This window comes from Pseudomonas sp. fls2-241-TYG-175 (assembly GCF_030209155.1).
GTDB classification, from domain to species: domain Bacteria; phylum Pseudomonadota; class Gammaproteobacteria; order Pseudomonadales; family Pseudomonadaceae; genus Aquipseudomonas; species Aquipseudomonas viridiflava.
The window spans coordinates 160,973-183,403 of sequence record NZ_JARVSO010000009.1; the positions used below are offsets into that span (position 1 = coordinate 160,973).

The 22,431-nt window shown below is 61.1% G+C and carries 20 protein-coding genes and 1 riboswitch; of the genes, 15 read left to right on the plus strand and 5 right to left on the minus strand.

What is annotated here, in order from left to right; all coding sequences use genetic code 11:
• Window positions 1-26 precede the first annotated feature (26 nt).
• The 5 genes from QRN20_RS08500 to QRN20_RS08520 all read left to right on the plus strand — a co-directional run bounded on the left by QRN20_RS08500 (window position 27) and on the right by QRN20_RS08520 (window position 4,454).
• Complete coding sequence (locus QRN20_RS08500; RefSeq protein WP_025993531.1) at window positions 27-1,064, plus strand: ABC transporter permease; 1,038 nt, start codon at window positions 27-29, stop codon at window positions 1,062-1,064.
• Window positions 1,064-1,969 (plus strand): ABC transporter permease, encoded by a 906-nt coding sequence (locus QRN20_RS08505; RefSeq protein ID WP_004881923.1) that lies wholly within the window; start codon window positions 1,064-1,066, stop codon window positions 1,967-1,969. The genes QRN20_RS08500 and QRN20_RS08505 overlap by 1 nt, the downstream gene beginning before the upstream one ends.
• A 20-nt stretch (window positions 1,970-1,989) precedes the next feature.
• On the plus strand, window positions 1,990-2,829 hold the full coding sequence (locus QRN20_RS08510) for an ABC transporter ATP-binding protein (protein ID WP_285360161.1): 840 nt from the start codon (window positions 1,990-1,992) through the stop codon (window positions 2,827-2,829).
• A 10-nt stretch (window positions 2,830-2,839) separates the two neighbouring features.
• Window positions 2,840-3,604 carry an ABC transporter ATP-binding protein gene (locus QRN20_RS08515; RefSeq protein WP_004881921.1) on the plus strand — a complete coding sequence of 255 codons (765 nt, stop codon included), beginning with the start codon at window positions 2,840-2,842 and terminating at the stop codon, window positions 3,602-3,604.
• 127 nt (window positions 3,605-3,731) lie between these two features.
• Window positions 3,732-4,454 (plus strand): oligogalacturonate-specific porin KdgM family protein, encoded by a 723-nt coding sequence (locus QRN20_RS08520; protein WP_029243492.1) that lies wholly within the window; start codon window positions 3,732-3,734, stop codon window positions 4,452-4,454.
• 160 nt (window positions 4,455-4,614) lie between these two features.
• Here QRN20_RS08520 and QRN20_RS08525 read toward each other — a convergent pair whose 3' ends face one another.
• Window positions 4,615-5,349, minus strand: coding sequence for a FadR/GntR family transcriptional regulator (locus tag QRN20_RS08525; RefSeq protein WP_004885098.1), 735 nt, complete (start codon window positions 5,347-5,349; stop codon window positions 4,615-4,617).
• Window positions 5,350-5,457: 108 nt separating this feature from the next.
• Here QRN20_RS08525 and QRN20_RS08530 point away from each other — a divergent pair, with 108 nt between their 5' ends.
• The 5 genes from QRN20_RS08530 to QRN20_RS08550 all read left to right on the plus strand — a co-directional run bounded on the left by QRN20_RS08530 (window position 5,458) and on the right by QRN20_RS08550 (window position 11,471).
• On the plus strand, window positions 5,458-6,174 hold the full coding sequence (locus tag QRN20_RS08530; protein ID WP_088235049.1) for a FadR/GntR family transcriptional regulator: 717 nt from the start codon (window positions 5,458-5,460) through the stop codon (window positions 6,172-6,174).
• 18 nt (window positions 6,175-6,192) lie between these two features.
• A riboswitch (cobalamin riboswitch) is annotated at window positions 6,193-6,389 on the plus strand.
• 136 nt (window positions 6,390-6,525) lie between these two features.
• A complete protein-coding gene (locus tag QRN20_RS08535; RefSeq protein ID WP_122500871.1) occupies window positions 6,526-7,539 on the plus strand; it encodes an ABC transporter substrate-binding protein in 1,014 nt (337 codons plus the stop codon).
• Entirely contained in the window at window positions 7,536-8,558 is a 1,023-nt protein-coding gene (locus QRN20_RS08540; protein WP_058431605.1) for a FecCD family ABC transporter permease, read from the plus strand. Before QRN20_RS08535 ends, QRN20_RS08540 begins: the two co-directional genes overlap by 4 nt.
• On the plus strand, window positions 8,555-9,346 hold the full coding sequence (locus QRN20_RS08545; protein WP_122429275.1) for an ABC transporter ATP-binding protein: 792 nt from the start codon (window positions 8,555-8,557) through the stop codon (window positions 9,344-9,346). Before QRN20_RS08540 ends, QRN20_RS08545 begins: the two co-directional genes overlap by 4 nt.
• 118 nt (window positions 9,347-9,464) lie before the next feature.
• Complete coding sequence (locus QRN20_RS08550) at window positions 9,465-11,471, plus strand: peptidase U32 family protein (RefSeq protein ID WP_285360164.1); 2,007 nt, start codon at window positions 9,465-9,467, stop codon at window positions 11,469-11,471.
• Between the two features lie 26 nt (window positions 11,472-11,497).
• On the opposite strand, the gene QRN20_RS08555 is transcribed toward QRN20_RS08550, so the two are convergent.
• Complete coding sequence (locus QRN20_RS08555; protein ID WP_043305684.1) at window positions 11,498-12,022, minus strand: GNAT family N-acetyltransferase; 525 nt, start codon at window positions 12,020-12,022, stop codon at window positions 11,498-11,500.
• A 796-nt stretch (window positions 12,023-12,818) separates the two neighbouring features.
• Here QRN20_RS08555 and nirB point away from each other — a divergent pair.
• The 4 genes from nirB (at window position 12,819) to QRN20_RS08575 (ending at window position 18,776) form a co-directional block, all read left to right on the plus strand.
• Window positions 12,819-15,380, plus strand: a complete 2,562-nt coding sequence (nirB, locus tag QRN20_RS08560) for a nitrite reductase large subunit NirB (protein ID WP_122518222.1) — start codon at window positions 12,819-12,821, stop codon at window positions 15,378-15,380.
• Window positions 15,380-15,763, plus strand: a complete 384-nt coding sequence (nirD, locus tag QRN20_RS08565; RefSeq protein WP_004886538.1) for a nitrite reductase small subunit NirD — start codon at window positions 15,380-15,382, stop codon at window positions 15,761-15,763. Before nirB ends, nirD begins: the two co-directional genes overlap by 1 nt.
• A 574-nt stretch (window positions 15,764-16,337) precedes the next feature.
• Window positions 16,338-18,314: a DNA topoisomerase III gene (locus QRN20_RS08570; protein ID WP_122518223.1), complete on the plus strand. Its 1,977-nt coding sequence runs from the start codon at window positions 16,338-16,340 to the stop codon at window positions 18,312-18,314.
• A 63-nt stretch (window positions 18,315-18,377) separates the two neighbouring features.
• Complete coding sequence (locus tag QRN20_RS08575) at window positions 18,378-18,776, plus strand: RidA family protein (protein WP_025993494.1); 399 nt, start codon at window positions 18,378-18,380, stop codon at window positions 18,774-18,776.
• Between the two features lie 9 nt (window positions 18,777-18,785).
• Here QRN20_RS08575 and surE read toward each other — a convergent pair whose 3' ends face one another.
• Complete coding sequence (surE, locus tag QRN20_RS08580; RefSeq protein WP_122414219.1) at window positions 18,786-19,559, minus strand: 5'/3'-nucleotidase SurE; 774 nt, start codon at window positions 19,557-19,559, stop codon at window positions 18,786-18,788.
• 107 nt (window positions 19,560-19,666) lie between these two features.
• Window positions 19,667-19,978: a DUF6482 family protein gene (locus QRN20_RS08585; RefSeq protein ID WP_025993496.1), complete on the minus strand. Its 312-nt coding sequence runs from the start codon at window positions 19,976-19,978 to the stop codon at window positions 19,667-19,669.
• Between the two features lie 202 nt (window positions 19,979-20,180).
• On the opposite strand from QRN20_RS08585, the gene QRN20_RS08590 reads away from it, so the two are divergent.
• Window positions 20,181-20,552 (plus strand): PH domain-containing protein, encoded by a 372-nt coding sequence (locus QRN20_RS08590; protein WP_025993497.1) that lies wholly within the window; start codon window positions 20,181-20,183, stop codon window positions 20,550-20,552.
• Between the two features lie 55 nt (window positions 20,553-20,607).
• On the opposite strand, the gene QRN20_RS08595 is transcribed toward QRN20_RS08590, so the two are convergent.
• Window positions 20,608-22,404, minus strand: a complete 1,797-nt coding sequence (locus QRN20_RS08595) for a methyl-accepting chemotaxis protein (protein ID WP_285360167.1) — start codon at window positions 22,402-22,404, stop codon at window positions 20,608-20,610.
• Window positions 22,405-22,431 lie beyond the last annotated feature (27 nt).

Genomic DNA, 22,431 nt, shown 5'->3' on the forward strand with positions numbered 1-22,431 from the left:
CGCTCAAGCCAAGGCAGGAATACACCATGTCGAGTGCATCGATTTCATTTTGGAGCAGTCGGGTCGCCAATGGCACCCGTCGCAGCGGATCAGTGGCGGCGACCCTGTTCGGCCTGCTGTTGCTCACTTTCTTCATCGGCCGGGTCATGCCGCTGGACCCGGTACTGGCCATCGTCGGACCGGATGCAGACGCGGCCGCCTATGCCCAGGCCTATCAGGAACTGGGGCTGGACAAGCCACTGACCACCCAGTTCGTCATGTACCTCAAGGACCTGTTGCACGGTGATCTGGGCAAGGCGCTGCTGACCGGCCATCCGGTGATCGAAGACATCGCCAGGGTGTTCCCGGCCACGCTGGAACTGGCCACCCTGGCCATCCTGTTCGGCGTGCTGATCGGCCTGCCACTGGGTGTTTACGCCGCGACGCATCAGGGCCGCGCCGGTGATCACGTCGCGCGGGTCATTACCCTGTTCGGTTACTCAACACCGATCTTCTGGCTCGGCATGATGGCCTTTCTGGTGTTCTACGCCTGGTTGGGATGGGCAGGCGGCGTCGGACGCATCGGCCTGGCCTACGACGGCCTGATCGAAACCCGCACCGGCCTGCTGCTGATCGATACCGCCCTGTCCGGCGATTGGGAGGCGTTTCGCAGTGCGCTGCGCCACATCCTGCTGCCCGCAGTGATTCTGAGCTTCAACTCGGTGGCCTACATCAGTCGCATGACCCGCAGCTTCATGCTGGAACAGCTGTCGCAGGAATACATCATCACCGCCCGGGTAAAAGGCCTGTCGCAACGACGCATTGTCTGGGGCCACGCGTTCCGCAACATTCGTGTGCAGTTGCTGACCATCGTCGCCCTCGCCTACGGCGGCCTGCTGGAAGGCGCGGTGCTGATCGAAACCGTCTTCGCCTGGCCCGGCTTCGGCCAGTACCTGACCAGCAGCCTGTTGCTGGGCGACATGAATGCAGTGATGGCCTGCGTGTTGTTGATCGGCCTGATCTTCGTGGTCCTGAACCAGATCAGTGACGCCCTCTACAAAGTCTTCGACCCGAGAACCCGCTGATGACGACTTCCATGACAAGCAGCGCCAAATCGACGTTTCAGGCCCCGACGTCAAGCCTTGCGGCCTTCGCCACCAGCAGCGCAAAGCTGATGCGCTTCCTGCTGCGCAATCCGATGACCCTGGCGGGACTTATCGTGATCAGCACGCTGATGATCGTCGCCCTGTTCGCCCCCTGGATCGCGACCCATGATCCGCTCGCCCAGGATCTGTCCGCTGCGCTGCGCAGCCCTGGCGCGCAGAACTGGTTCGGCACTGACGAATACGGCCGCGATGTGTTCAGCCGTCTGGTGTATGGCTCGCGTATCACGCTGTATATCGTGATGCTGGTGACCGTGATCGTCGGCCCCATCGGCCTGTTGATCGGCACGGTATCGGGCTACTTCGGTGGCTGGGTCGACAGCCTGTTCATGCGCATCACCGATATTTTCATTTCGTTCCCGAGCCTGGTGCTGGCCCTGGCCTTCATCGCGGCACTGGGGCCGGGTCTGGAACATGCGGTGATTGCCATCGCCCTCACCGCCTGGCCGCCCATCGCCCGTCTGGCGCGGGCCGAAACCCTGTCGCTGCGCAACGCCGATTTCGTGGTCGCCGTGAAGCTGCAAGGCGCCTCGTCGGTACGAGTCATCGGCCGTCACATCATTCCGATGTGTCTGTCCTCGGTGATCATCCGCCTGACCATGAACATGGCCAGCATCATCCTTACCGCAGCAGCACTGGGTTTTCTCGGGCTGGGCGCCCAGGCGCCGCTACCGGAATGGGGCGCAATGATCTCCAGCGGCCGCCGCTACATGCTGGAAAGCTGGTGGCTGGTGGCAGCGCCCGGCGCGACCATCATGCTGGTCAGCCTGGCGTTCAACCTGCTCGGCGACGGCCTGCGCGACGTACTCGATCCACGCAGCGAATGACAATAACAAGGACGATAACCATGTCTCAGATAAAGCTTGCGGTAGAAGATTTGCGGGTCGAGTTCCACAACGCCGGCAAGACCACGGCGGCGGTTCGCGACGTGTCGTTCACGCTGGGCCGTGAAAAGCTGGCGATTGTCGGCGAGTCCGGCTCGGGCAAGTCCACGGTCGCGCGCAGCCTGTTGCGCCTGCACCCGGCCAGCGCGCGGATCACGGCCAAAACCATGCGCTTCGGTGACGTCAATCTGCTCGAATGCAGTGAAAAACAGATCCAGGGCATTCGCGGACGACGCATGTCGATGATCATGCAGGACCCCAAATACTCGCTCAATCCGGTGATCAAGGTCGGCGAGCAGATCGCCGAGGCCTATCTGGCGCACCACAGGGTGTCGCGCAAGGAAGCCCGCGAACGCACGCTGGACATGCTCGCCAAGGTGCACATCCGCGAACCGGCGCGGGTCTACGAGTTGTACCCGCACGAGGTGTCGGGCGGCATGGGGCAACGGATCATGATCGCGATGATGGTCATCACCGATCCGCAGGTCATCATCGCTGATGAACCCACCTCTGCGCTGGACGTATCGGTACGCCGCCAGGTCCTCAATGTGCTCGAAGAGCTGGTCAGCGAGCGGGATCTGGGGCTGATCTTCATCAGCCACGACCTGAACATGGTGCGACATTTCTGTGACCGCGTGCTGGTGATGTATGCCGGACGCGTCGTGGAATCACTCAAGGCAGATGAGCTGGATCAGGCCTGCCATCCCTACACACAGGGCCTGCTGGCCGCACTGCCCAGTCTTGATCGCCCCCGCGCCAGCCTGCCGGTATTGCAGCGCGATCCCCTCTGGCTCACTCACTGAGAACGCTCCCATGGCAATGATTGAAGTCAATTCACTGAACCTGAGCTTCGGCACGGGCACTGCTTTGAATCAGGTGCTGCGCGACGTCAACCTGCAGGTCGAGCAGGGTCAGTCGTTCGGACTGGTCGGCGAGTCGGGGTCGGGCAAGACCACTGTGCTGCGCTGTCTGGCCGGGCAGTATCACCATTGGACAGGTGCCTTGAGCGTCGCGGGTCAGCAGGTCGGTCGCAAGCTCGACGCCAGCCACTACCGCACCGTGCAGATGGTGTTCCAGGACCCCTACGCCTCGTTACACCCGCGTCACACCATTGACGCGGCCCTCAAGGAACCGCTGAGCATCCACAAGATCGACCAGCGTGACCGACGCGTCTGCGACGTGCTGAACCGCGTCGGCCTCAACGAGAGTTTCCGCTTTCGTTATCCGCATCAACTGTCCGGTGGCCAGCGTCAGCGAGTCGCGATTGCCAGAGCGCTGATTCTGGAGCCGCGCGTATTGTTGCTGGATGAACCCACTTCGGCGCTCGACGTCTCGGTGCAGGCTGAAATCCTCAACCTGCTGGCGGACCTTCGTCAGCAGCAGGGCCTGACCTACCTGATGGTGACGCACGACCTGGGCGTGGTCGCGCACCTCTGCGACCGGGTTGCCGTCATGCAACTGGGTCAGGTCGTGGAGACGCTCGACAGCAGCCAGTTGAGCAACGATCAGGCGCAGCACGACTACTCACGACTGCTGATCCAGGCCAGTCGCGACATGGACGTACGACCGAGCGGATGACCGCTGCAGGTCCTACACACCACCGAACCCTGCTGACAGCGTGATCCCTGGCCGAATCGGCCATCGGGTCCGGCTGCCTGCGATTTGCCTCAAACACCTTTTTTCTCACTCGAACAAGAATAAGAAAATGAAAAAATCAATCGCTTTGCTCTCCCTGGCCGCCCTGTTCCCAAGCGCATGGACCCATGCCGACAGCGCCTACATCAACTATCGCCATCAATACGCAGAAAGCACCCGCATGCACGCTGACCGGGTCAAGTTCGGCACGCGGCTGGACAGCGGCTGGGGCTTTGAAGGTGAACTGAAGTACAAAACGGCGGGTGATCGCCAGGACGTCGCGTTCGACAACACCGTCGGCAACGGCCACGAACTGACGGTGAGTTATCAGCACAAGCTCAATGACAAATGGCTGCTGACCCCTTCCCTCGCACTGGAGAGCATCGAGCGCTCCACGGCCTACAAGATGGGGCTGAAGGTCGGCTACAAGGTCACCGATCAACTCACGCTTTCCGGTCGCTACCGGTATGACTCGATCAAGCTGGACCGCGACAGGGTCAACCGCGACATGCCGGACAATGAAATGAACGATCAGTCCGTCAACCGCTACGACGTCTGGGTCAACTACGCGACCAAAGGCCCCTGGTCATACGAGTACCAGTTCACCTACTTCGACGCCGACTACATCCGCTACGACAACGACAAGACCGACTACGAACAGAATGCGGCCTTCAAGTACAAATGGGACAAGAACTGGGTGCCGTTTTTCGAAGTCGGCGACATCAAGGTCAACTCCGAGGACGACAAGCGCCAGCTGAGATTGCGGGTGGGCGTGCAGTACAACTTTCTTTGAGGGCTGGCCGAGCACTGCCGCAGGTCGCCGGGACGCGGAGCGTCCCAAGAGGCATTCCCACGCTGGAGCGTGAGGAACGATCAGCGTAAGGCTGACAAAGTTGATCGTGCCGATGCTCCGCGTCGGCATGCACACCGGGACGCTCTGCGTCCCTTAGATGTCAGTCGCTGTACAGGGCCTGTGTCCTGCGCAGGCGCATGCGGCTGCCGTTGAGGTGCAGGTACATGGCCGAACGGGCGGCGTCGACATTGCCTTCGGCGATGGCGTTGTAGATCTGCCGGTGTTCGGCATTAATGCCAGCCAGATAGGCATTTCGGTCGCTCTGGCCGGTGTAGGCCGAGTTCATGCGGGTGCGGGGAATCAGCTTGGTGCCGAGGTGTTTCATGATATCGATCAGGTAGGCATTGCCGGACGCCTTGGCAATCTTGAGGTGAAACTGAAAGTCGGCGTTGATGGTCGTTCCGGACTTCTGCGGCCCTTCCAGCAGCGCGTCGAAGGCCCGCTTGAGCTCCAGCAATGCTTCAGGACTGCGTCGTTGCGCGGCCAGACCTGCCGCTTCGACTTCAAGACTCAGACGAAACTCCAGCAGGTTCAATACATCCGCCACCGTGACAATGGTGGCAGGCCCGACGGAAAACCCTTCCGGCGGTGGCATATCGAGCACGAAGGTCCCGACCCCATGACGCGTTTCCACCAGCCCCGCCGCCTGCATCCGCGACAACGCATCGCGCACCACCGTGCGGCTGACGCCCTCGGCCTCCATGATATTGAGTTCGGAAGGCAGTTTCTCGCCCCGCTGAAGCACACCGTCACGCATGCGCTGGGCAAAGCGGTCAACCAGGGTTTCAGCCAGGCGGCGATGATTCTTTTGCGAGGAAAGCGCGTTGTCCGACATTGCAGCCTCATGTCTATCGAATACCCGAGTATAGGCTGCGATCCCCGCACAAAACACGCCCTGAGTGAGGTTATACTCAGCGCCCCGACACGGACCTGATCACCCGCCATGGAACCTACCGCATCCCCAAAAGGCCGCCGTTCCAGCCTGACCCAGCAATTGGTCGCCGAATTCGCCCGCAAAATTCGCGAAGGCGAGATCCAGAGCGGCGAAAAACTGCCCACCGAGCAGGTGATCATTCGTGAAACCGGGGTCAGCCGTACCGTTGTCCGTGAGGCCATGTCACGCCTGCAGGCCGAAGGACTGGTCGAGACCCGGCATGGTATCGGCACCTTTGTTGTCGACGCCTCCGAGGCCAGGGCCGATCAGTCGGACGAGTTGTCCATCGGCACACCGGGCGACGCCGTGGCAATCATTGAACTGCGATTGAGTCTGGAGCCCGAAGCCGCTGCGCTGGCTGCACAACGTCGCACGCCCGAGCAATTGAGCGCCATTCGTCAGGCGCTCGACGAACTGCACCGCTGCGTCCGGACCGGCCAGGACACCCTGCAGGCCGATTACGAATTCCATCGGCGCATTTCCCTGTGCACCGCCAATAGTTTCTTCACCGATGTGATGAACCAGCTGGGCAGCAGCATCCTGCCGCGCACACGCGGCGGTTTCGGCAACGTCACGTCGTTGCAGATGGAAGACGATCCTCATATTCAGCAGCGCGAGCAGGAACAGATCTTCGACGCTCTGGCCCATCAGGATCGCGACGCCGCCCGTGCAGCCATGCGTCTGCACCTGATCAACAGCCTGCAACGCCTGCGTGCAAAGCCATAGCGAGCCCATCCCTTATCGTTTACCATGCCGCCCGTCGGTTTCCGAGAGGAACTAACAGGGAATTCGCCCGCCTCGCGCCACGAGCCGAAACGAAACTGCCCCCGCAACTGTAGGCATCGAGCCAGCTCCACCACTGCCACTGGGTGATCCCCGGGAAGGCCGGAGCCAGACGATGACATGCCAGTCAGGAGACCTGCCGACCAGAATCAATCACTAACCGGCGGGGTGTCCGGGAAGGACATCCTTGCGCCCGGCCTTAGTGCGCCGAGTGCTGCCGTTTCCCGGCAGGCAGGGATGTGTTTTCCTGTTGTGCGTGCGCCCTGACACACGTTCGAATCGAGGTCGCATTCCATGTCACTGCCCCGCCTTGCCGCACTCGCTGCCAGCCTGACCCTTTCAAGCCTTGCGTTCGCCGCACCGACCCATTATCCGCTGACCCTTGAAAACTGCGGCTACTCGCTGACGTTCGAGCATGCGCCGACCAAAGCAGTGACCATCGGCCAGTCGGGCACGGAGATGCTTTACGAGCTTGGCCTGGGCGACAGACTGGTCGGCACCTCCCTGTGGTTCAACGATGTATTGCCGCGCTTCAAAGAGCAGAACGACAAGGTCGAGCGCCTGGCCAACAACGAACCCAGTTTTGAGGCAGTGATCGGCAAACGTCCCGAACTGGTTGCCGTGCAGCTGGAATGGATGGTCGGCAAGCAAGGCGCAGTCGGCACGCGGGAGCAGTTCCACGAACTGAAAATCCCGACCTACCTCATGCCGTCCGACTGCGAAGGCAAGGACAATCTGGTCGGCGCCGACGGCACGCGCCTTGAGGCATTTCGCATCGAGACCATCTACAAGAGCATCGAACAACTGGCGCAAATCTTTGACGTGCAGGATCGCGGCGACAAACTGGTCGCCGATCTCAAGGCCCGTCTGAGCGCCGCAGTGGCCAACGTCAAACAGAACCACGACAAAGACGTATCAGCTGTGTTCTGGTTCTCAAGCTCCGACCTGAAAGCCGACCCTTTCGTCGCGGGTCGCAAGGGTATTCCGGACTTCATGCTCAATAATCTGGGGATGCGCAACATCGTCCAGTCCGACGAAGAGTGGCCCACTGTTGGCTGGGAAACCATCGCCAAGGCCAACCCGAGCATCCTGGTGATCGCCCGCATGGACCGTCGTCGCTTCCCGGCCGACGATTACCGCAAGAAAATCGAATTCCTCAAGTCTGACCCGGTGACCCGCAACATGGACGCTGTGAAGCATGACCGCATCGTGATCATCGACGCCGAAGGCATGCAGGCCAGCCTGCGCCTGTTCACGGGCATCGAAGAGCTGTCTGCCGCCGCCAACCACTTCAACGCCACTCCATGAGATTGCCCGTCGCGCTCGGCCATGTGATCTGGGTCTCGGCAGTGCTGGTGCTGGCGATCATCGTCGGAGCTGCCATTGGCGAAACCTCGATCAGCCTGCAGGTGGTGTTTCAGGTGCTGGCCAATAAACTGTGGGCGGCGGGCTATGTGCTGGACCCCATCGATGAAGGCATCGTCTGGAATTACCGGCTGACCCGCGCCATCGTCGCCGCTGCCTGCGGTTCCGGGCTGGCCATTTGTGGCGTGGTGCTGCAGTCGCTGTTGCGCAACCCGCTGGCCGATCCTTATCTGCTGGGCATCTCAGCAGGCGCCTCGACCGGCGCAGTCATGGTCGCGATTCTGGGTTTCGGTGCCGGGGTCATTTCCATGTCGGCAGGCGCTTTTGTCGGTGCGCTGGTGGCATTCTCTCTGGTCGCGCTGCTCGCCCACTCATCGCGGGGCAACACAGCCGCGGGGCAGATCATTCTGGCGGGCATTGCCGGTTCGCAACTGTTCAACGCGCTGACCTCGTTCCTGATCACCAAGTCGGCCAGCTCCGAACAGGCGCGCGGCATCATGTTCTGGTTGCTGGGCAACCTGAGTGGCGTACGCTGGCCCTCGGTGTGGATGGCTGTCCCGGCGGCGCTGTTTGGCCTTCTGGTGTGCCTCTGGCATCGGCGCGCACTGGATGCCTTCACCTTCGGCAGCGACTCCGCTGCGTCTCTGGGCATCGCCGTACGGCGGGTGCAGATTGTGTTGATCGCCACTGCGGCCCTGGTCACGGCAGTGATGGTCTCGATTGTGGGGTCCATCGGCTTTGTCGGTCTGGTAATCCCCCACGCTGTGCGCATGCTCACGGGCGTGCGCCATGCCCGACTGGTGCCGCTGAGCGCCCTGAGCGGCGCGCTGTTCCTGATCGCTGCGGACATTCTTTCCCGCACGCTGATCAAGGGCCAGGCGCTGCCCATCGGGGTGATCACTGCCCTGATCGGCGCACCGGTGTTTGCGCTGATCCTCATTCAGGGGAACAGGACACGATGAACGCCTTCACTCCCGATATCGGCACCCCGGCGCTCGGTTGCACGGGGCTTGGCTATTCGGTTCGCGGCGCAACACTGCTGCGCGACGTGGATCTGAGCATCGCGCAAGGCGAAACGCTGGGCATCGTGGGGCCGAACGGCTCGGGCAAATCGACCCTGCTCAAGCTGTTGTCCGGCATCCACAAGCCGTCCAGCGGTCAGGTAACGATAGGCGAACGGCCTCTGTCGAGCCTGAACCGGCGCGACATTGCCCGCGCGCTGGCGGTTGTCGAGCAGCAGGCAGAAACCAGTGACGCGATCACGGTGCTGGATGCCGTTGAACTGGGCCGCACGCCATGGTTGTCGGCGCTGGCGCCCTGGAGCGACCGCGACGACCGAATCGTTCGGCAGGCGCTGGTGGACGTGGACATGCTGCCTTTCATCAAGCGCGCCTGGCATACCCTGTCGGGCGGGGAGCGGCAACGGGTGCATATCGCACGGGCGCTGGCACAGAGGCCAGGCATCCTGTTGCTGGACGAGCCGACCAATCACCTGGATATCCAGCATCAGTTGACCATTCTCGGTCTGGTCAAGGCGTTGCCGGTGACCACAGTCATCGCCCTACATGACCTGAATCAGGCGCTGGACTGCGACCGGGTGGCGGTCATGGAAAAGGGCCGCATGGTCGCGCTGGGCGTACCCGCAGACGTGCTGACTCCCGAGCGGCTGCTGGAGACCTTCGGGGTGGTGGGCCGCTGGCTGACCGACCCGTTCGATGGCTCGCGGATTCTGCGTCTGCGATCGCCCTGAAACAGCCGCCTCCCCCCCGCCGACAGTCAGTAAATGCCGCAGCAGCGATCAGCGCAGGTGCGCAGCGCGGCCCATGGCACTACAATGCGCGCTTTGCCCGCCGTCGGATGCCGTAGCCATGTCCCTACCCAAACACCACCTGGAATTGCTCAGCCCCGCACGGGACACGAGCATCGCCCGTGAAGCCATTCTGCATGGCGCCGACGCGGTGTACATTGGCGGGCCAAGCTTCGGCGCACGACACAACGCCTGCAACGAGGTCAGCGATATCGCCGAACTGGTCAAGTTCGCCCATCGCTACCACGCGCGCATCTTCACCACGATCAACACCATCCTGCATGACGATGAGCTGGAACCGGCCCGCAAGCTGATTCACCAGCTCTACGACGCGGGCGTGGACGCACTGATCGTGCAGGACCTCGGCGTTCTGGACATGGACATTCCGCCCATCGAGCTGCATGCCAGCACCCAGACCGACATCCGCACGCTGGGCCGGGCGAAGTTTCTCGATCAGGCCGGTTTCTCACAGCTGGTGCTGGCACGTGAGCTGAACCTGCAGGAAATCCGCGAGATCGCCGACGAAACCGACGCAGCCATCGAATTCTTTATCCATGGCGCCCTGTGCGTGGCGTTCTCCGGGCAGTGCAACATCTCCCACGCGCAGAATGGCCGCAGCGCCAACCGTGGCGACTGCTCCCAGGCCTGCCGCCTGCCGTACACCCTGAAGGATGATCAGGGTCGCGTCGTGGCTTTCGAAAAACACCTGCTGTCGATGAAAGACAACAACCAGAGCGCCAACCTGCGTGCCCTGGTCGAAGCCGGTGTGCGCTCGTTCAAGATCGAAGGCCGTTACAAGGATGCGGGCTACGTCAAGAACATCACCGCGTACTACCGCCAGCGTCTGGACGACATCCTGGAAGACCGCCCGGATCTGGCGCGCGCCTCCAGCGGCCGTACTGCGCACTTCTTCGTGCCAGACCCGGAAAAGACCTTCAACCGTGGCAGCACCGATTATTTCGTCAGCGACCGCAAGATCGACATCGGCGCGTTCGACACGCCAACCTTCACCGGCCTGCTGGTCGGCAACGTGGAGAAACTGGGCAAGCGCGACCTGATCGCCGTCACCCACGAGCCGCTGTCCAACGGTGACGGGCTGAACGTGCTGATCAAGCGTGAAGTGGTGGGTTTCCGCGCCAACGTCGCGGAGCTCAAAAGCGAATTCGAGGAAGACGGTGAAAAACGCTGGCGCTATCGCGTCGAGCCTAACGAGATGCCGGCTGCCCTCTCCCGCCTGCGTCCGAATCACCCGCTGAGCCGTAACCTGGACCACAACTGGCAGCAGGCCTTGTTGAAGACTTCGGCCGAACGCCGGATCGGCATTCAATGGCAGGTCGAATTGCGTGAAGAGCGCCTGAACCTGACCGCAACCAGCGAAGAAGGCGTCAGCGTCACGACGCATCTGGACGGCCCGTTTGGCGCGGCGAACAAGCCGGAACAGGCGCTGGATCAGTTGCGCGACCTGCTGTCCCAACTGGGCACCACGATTTACCACGCTCAAGACATCAGGCTGGACGCACCCCAGGCGTTCTTCGTGCCCAACTCCCAGCTCAAGACCCTGCGCCGCGACACCATCGAAGCGCTGACCGAAGCCCGCATCAAGGCGCATCCTCAGGGCGGCCGCAAGGCTGAAACCACGCCGCCTCCGGTTTACCCCGAGTCGCACCTGTCGTTCCTGGCCAACGTGTACAACCAGAAAGCGCGTGATTTCTACCACCGTCATGGTGTGCAACTGATCGATGCGGCTTATGAAGCGCACGAAGAGACCGGCGAAGTGCCGGTCATGATCACCAAGCACTGCCTGCGTTTCTCGTTCAACCTGTGCCCGAAACAGGCCAAGGGCGTGACCGGCGTGCGCACCAAGGTCGCACCGATGCAGCTGATTCATGGGGACGAAGTGCTGACCCTGAAGTTCGACTGCAAACCCTGTGAGATGCACGTGGTGGGCAAGATGAAAGGCCACATTCTGGACCTGCCACTGCCGGGCAGCGCCGCGGCCAAGGCAGTCGTCGGCCATATCACGCCTGAAGACCTGATGAAGACCGCACGCCAGCGCGCTCCGCGCTGATATGAGTCAGTCCTGAGGGCAGGCGTTTACTCGCCCTCGGGATTCCGTTGCCGCTCGCCAGGCACGCACTCCATATGCGTGGTGTTCCACACCGGATCGGTTTCAACGTCGGTCACCGAAAATCCCTGCTTTTCCCAGAAGCGGATCGCGCCGGGCAGAAACGGATGGGTGTGCAGGTACAGCACCTCTATCCCGCCAGCTTCGGCGTGCGCCCACAGCGCTTCACACAGGCGACTGGCCAGACCATCACCCCGGAACTGAGGCATGACGTAAAGGCGCACGATCTCCACGGTATCGCGACCGACGTAGTCCAGTTGTGGAAAGCGATGATCGAACGGCAAATAGCCGACAGCCGCGATGATCTTCCCGTCATGACGTGCAGTCAGAAATTTTCCTCTGTCGCCGTTCAGGTACACCTGTTCGAAGGCTGCCAGATCGGCAGGGAGCACGGCGGCATCGAGCATGGGGAAAACCTCGGCTCGGGCACGCATGGCGAACTCGATGGTTTCAGAAATTTCGGCGCGGGTGACTTCCTGGATAGTAAGGGTCATGGCAACGGATCTTGTGAATGAAGACGCAGGGTAATACAAATGCTGCGCCAGCTTCATACGGTAATGATCGTGCCCATCGCACTGCGCTCATCGGTGTACACAAGTCCTCATGCGGGAATACGATGATGATCGTTCCCACGCTCCAGCGTGGTAACGCCTCCCAGGACGCTCCGCGTCCGCTCTTGAATGCGGTGCAGATGTATGCCCAAGCTCCAGCGTTATCCACGTCATGCGCCCGGCTCACTGAGTCCGCAATCTGTGCCATTTGTGACGCGGAGCGTCACGGGAGGCGTGCCCACGCAGAGCGATGGGCACGATCAGTGGTGAGGCGGATTTTTGTATAACAATGAGCGCGGAGCATAGGCACGCATCCAGTGACGCTCCGCATCCACCACCTATCCTCTTCCATGCACACCTTTACAGCGCAACCCGTCCGTTGCGCACCATTGCAATGCAGCCTGCCCGGCCATCCCGATACCTGCTCCAGGACACTGATGTCGCTTAAGACGCCCGGAAACACGAGGCGTGCGGTCACTCATCAATGATCGACACCAAGCTGGCACAACCCCTGCATTATTCCAGACAACCCCACCTTCAATAAGGTCGGGCCGCCCCGGTTGATCGACGCAGATCGCCAGTCTCATGGAGACCTCAGGGCCATCAGGTGCATCCGGCAACGAGGCTCGATCCGCACCCTTTACAGCATAAGAGAACAGGCAAAGGCGCCTGGAACCGAAAGGTTCCGGGCGCTTTTTTTTGCTTCAAAAAAACTGATTGGCCTCGGCCGGGATTAGCCATGAACACCACAGTCTTCCCCCACAACGATGTAAAAACCCTGATCGTCGTCGGCAATGGCATGGTCGGTCATCATTGCGTCGAGCAGTTGATCGCAGGCGGCGCGCTTGAGCGTTATCGCATTCATGTGTTCGGCGAAGAGGCACAGCGTGCCTATGACCGCGTTCACCTGTCCGAGTACTTCACAGGGCGCGATGCCGAGTCGCTGGCCATGAGCGAGATGGCGCTTTACGAACAGGCGGGCCTGACCCTGCACCTGGGCGTGCCGGTGCTGGAGATCGACCGTGATCGACACGAGATCATCACCGCTGAAGGCTGCTTCAGTTATGACAAGCTGATTCTGGCGACAGGCTCGTACCCGTTCGTGCCGCCCATCGAAGGCGCGCAGGGCAATTCAAAACTGGTCTATCGCACACTGGAAGACCTGGACAGCATTCGTTACGCCGCCTCGAAAGCCCGTCGTGGTGTAGTGGTCGGTGGCGGCCTGCTGGGACTGGAAGCAGCCAACGCCCTGAAATCCTTGGGCCTTGAAGCTCATGTCGTGGAGTTCGCACCACGTCTGATGCCGGTCCAGCTCGACGAACTGGGCGGCGCTGCGTTGAAGGCCCGGATCGAAGCGCTTGGCGTGGGCGTGCACCTGTCACGCGCCACTCAATCGATCACTGACGGCAAGCAATACCGCTACCGCATGAACTTCGCCAACGATGAATTCCTCGAGACCGACCTGATCGTGTTCTCCGCCGGTATTCGTCCGCAGGACGCCCTCGCCCGCCAGTGCGAGCTCGAACTGGGCCCGCGTGGCGGCATTGCGATTGACGAACACTGCCGCACCAGCGATGAAGACATCTATGCCATCGGCGAATGCGCGGCCTGGAACGGCAGCGTGTTCGGCCTGGTTGCGCCGGGCTATCAGATGGCCCGTGGCGTAGCGGCGCAATTGTGCGACAAGGACACCGACCCCTTCTTCGGTGCGGACATGTCCACCAAGCTCAAGTTGCTGGGCGTGGACGTCGGCTCGATTGGCGATGCCCACGGCGCGCTGGCCGGTGCGGTCAGCTATCGCTTCATCGACGAAGCCACCGCCAGCTATCGCCGACTGGTGGTGTCGGCTGACGGCAAACAGGTGTTGGGTGCCGTGCTGGTCGGCGACAACAGCTACTACGACACGCTGCTGCAATACGCGCAGAACGGCATCACCCTGCCTGGCGATCCGTCGAGCCTGATCCTGCCGCACAGCGAAGGCGCGCCGACACTGGGTGCCGACTCGCTGCCCGCCACCGCGACGATCTGCTCATGCCACAACGTCAGCAAGGGCTCGATCTGCTCGGCCATCGACAACGGCTGCACCGACCTTGCCGGAATCAAAGCCTGCACCAAGGCAGCGACCGGCTGTGGCGGCTGTACCGCGCTGCTCAAGCAGGTCTTCGAACATGAACTGATCGCCCGCGGCGTTGCGGTGGACAAGAGCCTGTGCGAGCACTTCGCCTACACCCGTCAGGAGCTGTATTCAATGGTCCGCATCGAAGGCATCGAAACCTTCGAAGAACTGTTCGCCCGTCATGGCAAAGGCGCTCACGGCTGCGACATCTGCAAGCCTGCGGTCGGCTCGATCCTGGCTTCGTGCTGGAACCGGCCAATCACCGAGCCTTCGCTGGTGCCATTGCAGGACACCAACGACACCTTCATGGCCAACATGCAGAAGAACGGCACCTACTCGGTGGTGCCGCGCATTCCAGGCGGTGAAATCACGCCCGATGGCCTGATCGCCATTGGTGCGGTGGCCAAGAAGTATGATCTTTACACCAAGATTACCGGCGGCCAGCGCATCGACCTGTTCGGCGCGCAACTGCACGAGTTGCCGGACATCTGGAGCGAACTGATCGAAGCCGGCTTCGAAACCGGTCACGCCTACGGCAAATCGACCCGGACCGTGAAGTCCTGTGTCGGCAGTACCTGGTGCCGCTACGGCGTTCAGGACAGCGTCGCCATGGCGCTGCGCATCGAGGACCGCTACAAGGGCCTGCGCTCGCCACACAAGCTCAAGTTCGCGGTGTCAGGCTGCACCCGTGAATGCGCTGAGGCGCAGAGCAAGGACGTGGGTGTGATTGCCACCGAGAACGGCTGGAACCTGTACCTCTGCGGCAACGGCGGTATGCGCCCGCGTCACGCCGAGCTGTTCGCGACCGACCTGGATGACGAAACCCTGATTCGCTACATCGACCGATTCCTGATGCTCTACATTCGTACTGCCGACAAGCTGCAGCGCACGTCCGTATGGCGCGAGTCGCTGGAAGGCGGGCTGGATTACCTGAAAGCCGTGATCCTCGACGACAGTCTGGGGCTTGCGGCGGAACTCGAATCGCAGATGCAACTGGTGGTCGATCGCTATGAATGCGAATGGGCCAACGCATTGAAGAATCCGGAAAAGCTCAAACGCTTCCGCACCTTCGTCAACGACGGCCGTGGCGACCCGGACGTGCATTTCGTCAAGGAGCGCGCCCAGCGTCGTCCGGCAAGACCTGAAGAACTCAAGCTGATCCCATTGTTCAAGGAGGTGGTGTGATGAACTCATCCGATACGGCTTTTGCAGAAAACACTCAGTCCGCACTGCATCTGCACTGGCATGCCCTGTGCGGACGCCAGGACCTGGTCGCCAACTCAGGCGTGGTGGCATGGCTCGACGGTACGCAGGTTGCGCTGTTTTATGTGCCTGATACGGCAGACGGCGAGAAGCTTTACGCCATCGACAACCGCGACCCCAAGTCCGGAGCCAACGTGATCGGACGCGGGCTGATTGGCCAGATCGCTGGAGACCTGGTCATCGCCTCACCGCTGTACAAACAACACTTCCGCCTGCATGACGGCTCCTGTCTGGAATATCCGGAACAGCGACTGGAGGTCTGGCCGGTGCGGTTGAACGGTGATCAGGTGGAGATTGCGGTTTAGCGGCAGGGATGTTTGGCCGGCATGATCACGCGTTACTCCAGATGCGTCGCCAGGACGCGGAGCGTCCTGAGCGGCATTCCCACGCAGAGCACTCATCGTTATACACAAATCGACCTGAAGGAACGCGGTGCCCGAAAGTGGGAGCGGACTTGTCCGCGAATACTGCGATTCAGACGCTGGATCTTTGTCGGATGTGCCAGCTTTCGCGGACAAACGGAACGCCGCCCGGTCCGCTCCTACGACCGAAATAGTGCTCGCTCCAGATGCGCGTAGCGACTTGTGTATAACGATGAGCGCAGAGCATGGGAACGATCGTTGATCATCCGGACACTGATCATGCCCATCGCCGCGTGGGCATGCCTCCCGTGACGCTCCGGGTCACACATGGCACAGATTGGGGATTCAGTGAGCCGAGCGCATGGCTCCAGTCACCTTTTGATTTCCCACGGGTTTTGATCAGTCAAATATGGCCCTCAGAGCATTTATCTGTATATCCATACAGATAAAACTTGCCCATCGGCGCTTCAAAGTTCATCCTTGCAGCCTTCACCACCGGTAATCGAAGACGGTAGTCATGCGGCTGTTCCTTTGCGAAAAACCCTCTCAGGCCAAAGACATCGCGGCTGTGCTCGGCGCAACGCGGCGTGGGGACGGCTGCTGGGTGGGTGCCAATGCCACCGTGACCTGGTGCGTCGGCCATTTGCTGGAAACCGCACCGCCGGATGCCTACGACGCCCGTTACAAGCGCTGGGTGCTGGAAGACCTGCCCATCGTTCCGCAGCAATGGAAGATGCTGGTCAAACCCAGAACCGCCAGTCAGTTCAAGGCGGTCAAGCGTCTGCTGGGGGAAGCAAAAGAGCTGGTGATTGCCACGGACGCCGACCGCGAGGGTGAAATGATTGCCCGGGAGCTGGTCGAGCATTGCCGCTATCGCGGGCCGATCCAGCGCCTGTGGCTGTCTGCCCTGGACGACGCTTCGATCCGCAAGGCGCTGGCCACGCTCAAGCCCGGTGCGGACACCTTCAGCCTGTATCACTCGGCACTGGGCCGTTCCCGCGCCGATTGGCTGATCGGCATGAACATGAGCCGACTGTTCACCCTGCTGGGCCGGCAATCGGGCTATCAGGGCGTGCTGCCGGTCGGACGCGTGCAGACCCCGACACTTCGACTGGTCGTGGACCGCGACCGCAGCATTGCCAATTTCGTCCCTGTGCCTTACTGGGCCATCGATGTGAAGCTGCTGCATGACCAACAGGCGTTCATCGCCCAATGGCGAGCGCCTTCGGACGCTTGTGATGATCAGGACCGCTGCCTGAATCAGCCGCTGGCGCAGCAGGCAGCAGAAGACATTCTCCCGGCAGGCAGCGCCCGGCTGGTCAAACTGCGCACCGAGCGAATTCGTGAAGCGGCGCCCCTGCCCTTCGATCTCGGCACGCTGCAGGAAATCTGCTCGAAGAAGCTGGGCCTCGGCGCGCAGGAAACCCTCGACATCGCCCAGTCCCTGTACGAAACCCACAAGGTGATCACCTACCCGCGCAGCGATTGCGGCTACCTGCCCAACAGCCAGCACAGCGAAGCCGCGAGTATCATTGCGGCGCTGGGCAAGGCCGATCCGGCGCTGGACGAGCTGATGCCGCACCTTGATGCACAACGCCGCTCTCGGGCATGGAACGATGCCAAGGTCAGCGCGCACCACGGCATCATCCCCACCGCAGCGGCCCGAGGCATCGAGCGCCTGACCGGCAAACCGAGAGCGGTCTACACGCTGATCAGAGCCCGTTATCTGGCGCAGTTTCTGCCCAATCATGAGTACGACCGCACCCAGGCCGACTTCGACTGCGCAGGTCACGCCTTGCGCGCCGTCGGCAAACAGATCGTCGAACCGGGCTGGAAGCGTGCCATGCCAGAGGCGCTGGCCCCGGCAAAAGGTCGCGAGGCCCCTGCGCCGCAGCCGCTGCCCAGATTGGTCCAGGGCTGCGACTGCGCTGTTGCCGATGTCATCCTCAAAGACCTCTGGACCCAGCCGCCCAAGCCGTTCACCGAAGGCGATCTGATCAAGGCGATGAAGAATGTCGCAAAACTGGTGGAAGATCCGCTGCTCAAGCAGAAGCTCAAGGACACCACCGGCATCGGCACCGAGGCGACGCGCGCTGGCATTATTCAGGGGCTGCTGGATCGTGGCTATCTCACCAAACAGGGCAAGGCGCTGTGTGCCACGCCAGCGGCTTTCAGCCTGATCGATGCCGTACCGCGCGCCATTGCCGACCCAGGCACCACTGCCATCTGGGAACAGGCGCTGGACATGGTGCAGAGCGGCGAAATGAGCCTTGAAGAGTTCGTTACCCGGCAGGCCGCCTGGATGAGCAAGCACGTTAGCCGCTGCGTCGGCATGCGCATGTCCATCAGCGGTCCGGCAAGCCCCGCAGGCGTGAAGCCGCCTTGGAAGAAAAAGCGCAAGGCCGGCCCGCGCAAGGCCGCCGGCGCCGAGAAAGCAACCGGCACGGCGGCGAAAAAACCGCGCCGCGCCGCGAAACCTGCCAGCAAGGCTTAGGCCCGCCGAGCAGGTATTCGCTGCAAGGAATCAATTCAAAACTGCATAACCAGGTGTAGCCACATGTCAGACCGCGAAATCATTGTCCCTCCCACCATGGAACTGATCATGGACCGTGCTGGCTACGCGCCTGCGGTCAGGGTCGGCCACACGCTCTACTGCTCCGGGCAGGTCGGACGCACACGGGATATGGACGTGATCCTGAACCCTGAAGCGCAATTCATCGCCTGCTGGGAGAACCTGCGCACGGTATTGGCCGAAGCTGGCTGCACGTTCGAGGACATCGTCGACATGACGACTTATCACGTGTCGATGAGCGAGCACATGCCGGTCTTTCGCGACGTGAAAAACCGGCTGTTTCCACGCGGTCAATGCGCCTGGACCTGCATCGGCGTTGCCGAACTGGCGCATCCAGGCCTGTTGCTGGAGATCAAGTGCGTGGCCGTGATCCGCCAAGCCTGACTGAGCGCTTCAATTCTGGAAATGCGCCTTTAGCTGGTCCAGCATCGCCGTGTCAGTACGCTCGAAACGCAGCGGCGTGACGGAAACTCCGCCGTTCATGATCACGTGGGTTTCGCTGCCGGGCGCGTCCACCAGATCGTGGCGATGAATGCTCAACCAGAAGTAGTCCCGCTCACGCATGTCGGTGCGTGAAGCGACTTCCAGTGAGTCGATGCGACCGGCCCCCTGGGTGGTGAATTGCATCGGGCCCGCTTCCGCTGCCGGGACATCCGGGAAATTGATGTTCAGACAAGCGCCCTGCTCCCAACCCAGCCCCCAGACCTTGCGAATCACATCAGGCGCCAGTTGCCGTGCCGTCTCCCAGCGCACCGAGTCACGACGCGTCAGGGCCTGGCTCAGGGCAATCGAAGGGACGCCCAGCAACAGCCCGGCCATGGCCGCACCGACCGTACCGGAAAACACCGTTTCAACGCCCAGGTTCGCGCCTTTATTGATGCCGGACAGGATCAAGGTGGGTGGTTGACTCATCAATTGCTGCAAAGCCATGGCGACACAGTCGGCGGGCGTGCCCGACACCGAAAACCTGCGCTCGCCACGCTTGGTCACGCGCAGTGGGTGATGAATGCTCAAGGCATGCGATATGCCGCTCTGGTCGTGATCAGGGGCAACGATCCAGACGTCGTCGGCCAACTCGCCGGCCACTTCTTCAAGTGCCAGCAGACCTGGGGCATCGATGCCATCGTCGTTGGTGATCAGGATTCGGGGTAGTTTCTGGAAAGACATGACTGCTCCTGAGTAGTGAACTGCTGACCATACACCCAGCAGTACCAACTGACCGCTCTGGTGGGCAGAGCGGTGTTCCGTTCATTCGGACAGGTGAAAGCGATGTATCAGAGACTGGAGCGCAACGGAATCTCATGGCGGGAAGATTCGACCTGCACGTCGTCCAGGCCGACCATCTCGTCGTGCGCCACGCCCTGGCTCAGAAACAGCTGCACGTCCGGCACCGACGACAGCACCTTGCGCGCTTCCTCGACCGAAGCCAGATGCAAAGGCTTGCCGTGCGAGTCCTGAACCGGCACTGACTTGCCGTCCACAAGCGCATGGAGCACGTACGAACCGCCTTCCATCGACACCAGATTGAGCTCACTGATCTTGCCAGCCTTGATATCGCTGGACAGGTCTTGAATGTTCAAAATCACACCTCCGTAGGCGTTCCGGGAATCAGAGCGTCACAGAAATTGAGCCTGAACAGACGTTAACGTTCCCTTGCTGTCATGTCAGACATGAACAATAACCCTCGTCAGGCGAGCGACCAAAAGAAGTGGCCAGCTGCTACTCTGCTTGCGCAATGCTCGGTACAGACGCGCTCCGCTTCCCTCAGTGACGGTTCAAGGACAGAAAATGATCGATTTCAACAACAAAGGTTTTTTCAAGCTCAAGCAGAATGACGAGTACGCAGAACGCGTGAAGGACCTGCTGCTGGACGGCGAAACAGTCATCGACTCCTACAAGTCCATGCGCGACGGCGTGGTGTTCACCACCAAACGCATCATCTCGGTCAACGTTCAGGGGCTGACAGGCAGCAAGAAAGACTTCACGTCGCTGCCCTACAAGAACATCGTGGCCTGGTCGGTGGAAACCTCGGGGACCTTCGACCTGGATTCGGAACTGGAGATCTATTACTCGGCGATCGGAAAGGTGAAGTTCGAATTCACAGGCAAGACGTCAATGGTTGAAATCTCAAGGTACATCGCCCAACACCTGCTCGGCTGACTCACCGGACGCCCGCCTGTCTGCGCGCAGACGGGCGAGCGTCACATACGACGACTCAGTGGCCCAGCAACTGCGCCGCGTCGAAGCCCATCCGCAGGTTGCCCCAATGACGGCCTTCGAAGAAGAACGGCACGTCGATCTCGGTCATGATTTCACCGGTATCGCGCAGGTAGGTCTGCAGCAGGAAACGCTGCTTGTTGCCTGCCGCTCGCAGGCCGACCGGATCAGAGAACATCCGCTTGTTGCGGCACACCGGCAGGTCGACGGCGCGATTACCAGTCGGTTTCTGCGATACCCAGCTGTTGTTGACCGGGCAATAGCCCTTGTTATCGACAATGAACGAGACCTTGCCGCCTCGGGTGCCCTTGGTCAGCTTGTCGCACTCTTCCTGGCAGATCTGCGCGAAACGCTCGGTGTAGCTGGTCATGTATTGCTTGGGATCGGTGCCGGGAATCAGTTTGTAACTCTGATCGAACAGGTTTACGCCACCCTTGTGCAGCACCGCAAGCCGGGTCTGCAGAATATCCCGACACTCACTGGCCCGCGTGATTGCAGCGTCCAGCTCACCGTGCCCGAGCACGAAACGTCCCAGCAGCGCCTGCACCCGCTCGGCAACGCCTGACAGGTCACGGGTGGCAGTCGCCGAATGCTGCATGCGCTGGTCGATGGCCTGGCTGTCGGCATAGATGCGCGTCACCCGGTCGTTGATACCTGTGTTGGTGTTCGCGAACTGCTGGATATGGGAGGCAATGTCCGCGAGCTTGCCATTGGTGGATTCGAAGTCGACGATCATGCTCTCGAAATGCCCCGAGGCACGCTCCACGACCAATTGCGTTTCACGCGCGCTCTGGCTGATCTGGGTGGTCTGCTCGTAGGTCGAGCTGACTTCCAGCAGCATTGCGTCGATGTTCTGCGAGATGTCGTCGGTGGCTTTGCTGACGTTCTGCGCCAGGGTGCGGACCTCGTCGGCCACCACGGCAAAGCCGCGACCGCTTTCACCGGCACGTGCCGCTTCGATGGCCGCGTTAAGGGCCAACAGGTTGGTCTGCGAAGAAATCTGCTGGATCAGGCCGACAATGGACTTGATGCTCGACGAACGCTGGTTCAGGGCAGACACCAACACGCCGAATTCATTGAGGCTGCTGGATATCTGGCTGATGTTGCCGGTCACTTCGAGCAGTTCGGAGTAGGAACCGCGCGCCATGCTCAGGTTCTGGGCGGTGGTGCTGGAAATACCCTGAGTCTGCTGCGACACGTCCTCAATGCTGCCGACCGCCATATTGCTCTGATCCATGACCTCCTTGGCAAAGCGCGCCTGATCGGTTGCGCTGTCGCTGGAATCACTGATGTTCTTGAGCGAGCGCGCCGACTCGACCGCGATCTGCACGGTCAGCGCCTGAATGCTGCTGATCACTTCACGCTGCTTGGCCAGAAACCGGTTGCAGGTGCTTGCCAGCACGCGGATTTCATCATGGGTCAACAGCGGCAGATCCTTGGACAGATCACCCTCGCCATTGGCGATTTCTTCCAGCGCACCGGTCATGAACATCACAGGCCGAACGATCAGATGACGCAGGTACCAGACCATGAAACTGACCATACCCAACGTGAACAGGGTGCTGATCAGAATCGCGTTGCTCAGTGCGTCCAGCCTGCCCTCGATAAGCGCCAGTACACCGGACTCCAGTTCCGCACTGCGCAACAACATCACGATGTCGGCCCGAACAGACAGCGCCACCCAGTACAGCAGTGCACTGACGACGACCAACAGAAAAAGGCTTGAGAGCTTTTTGGTCAGGGTGTTGAAGAACTGCTTTTCGACCGACTCGTAAAAGGCCTTTAACGTTTGCATGCAGCTGCTCCTGGGCGCGGAAGATGA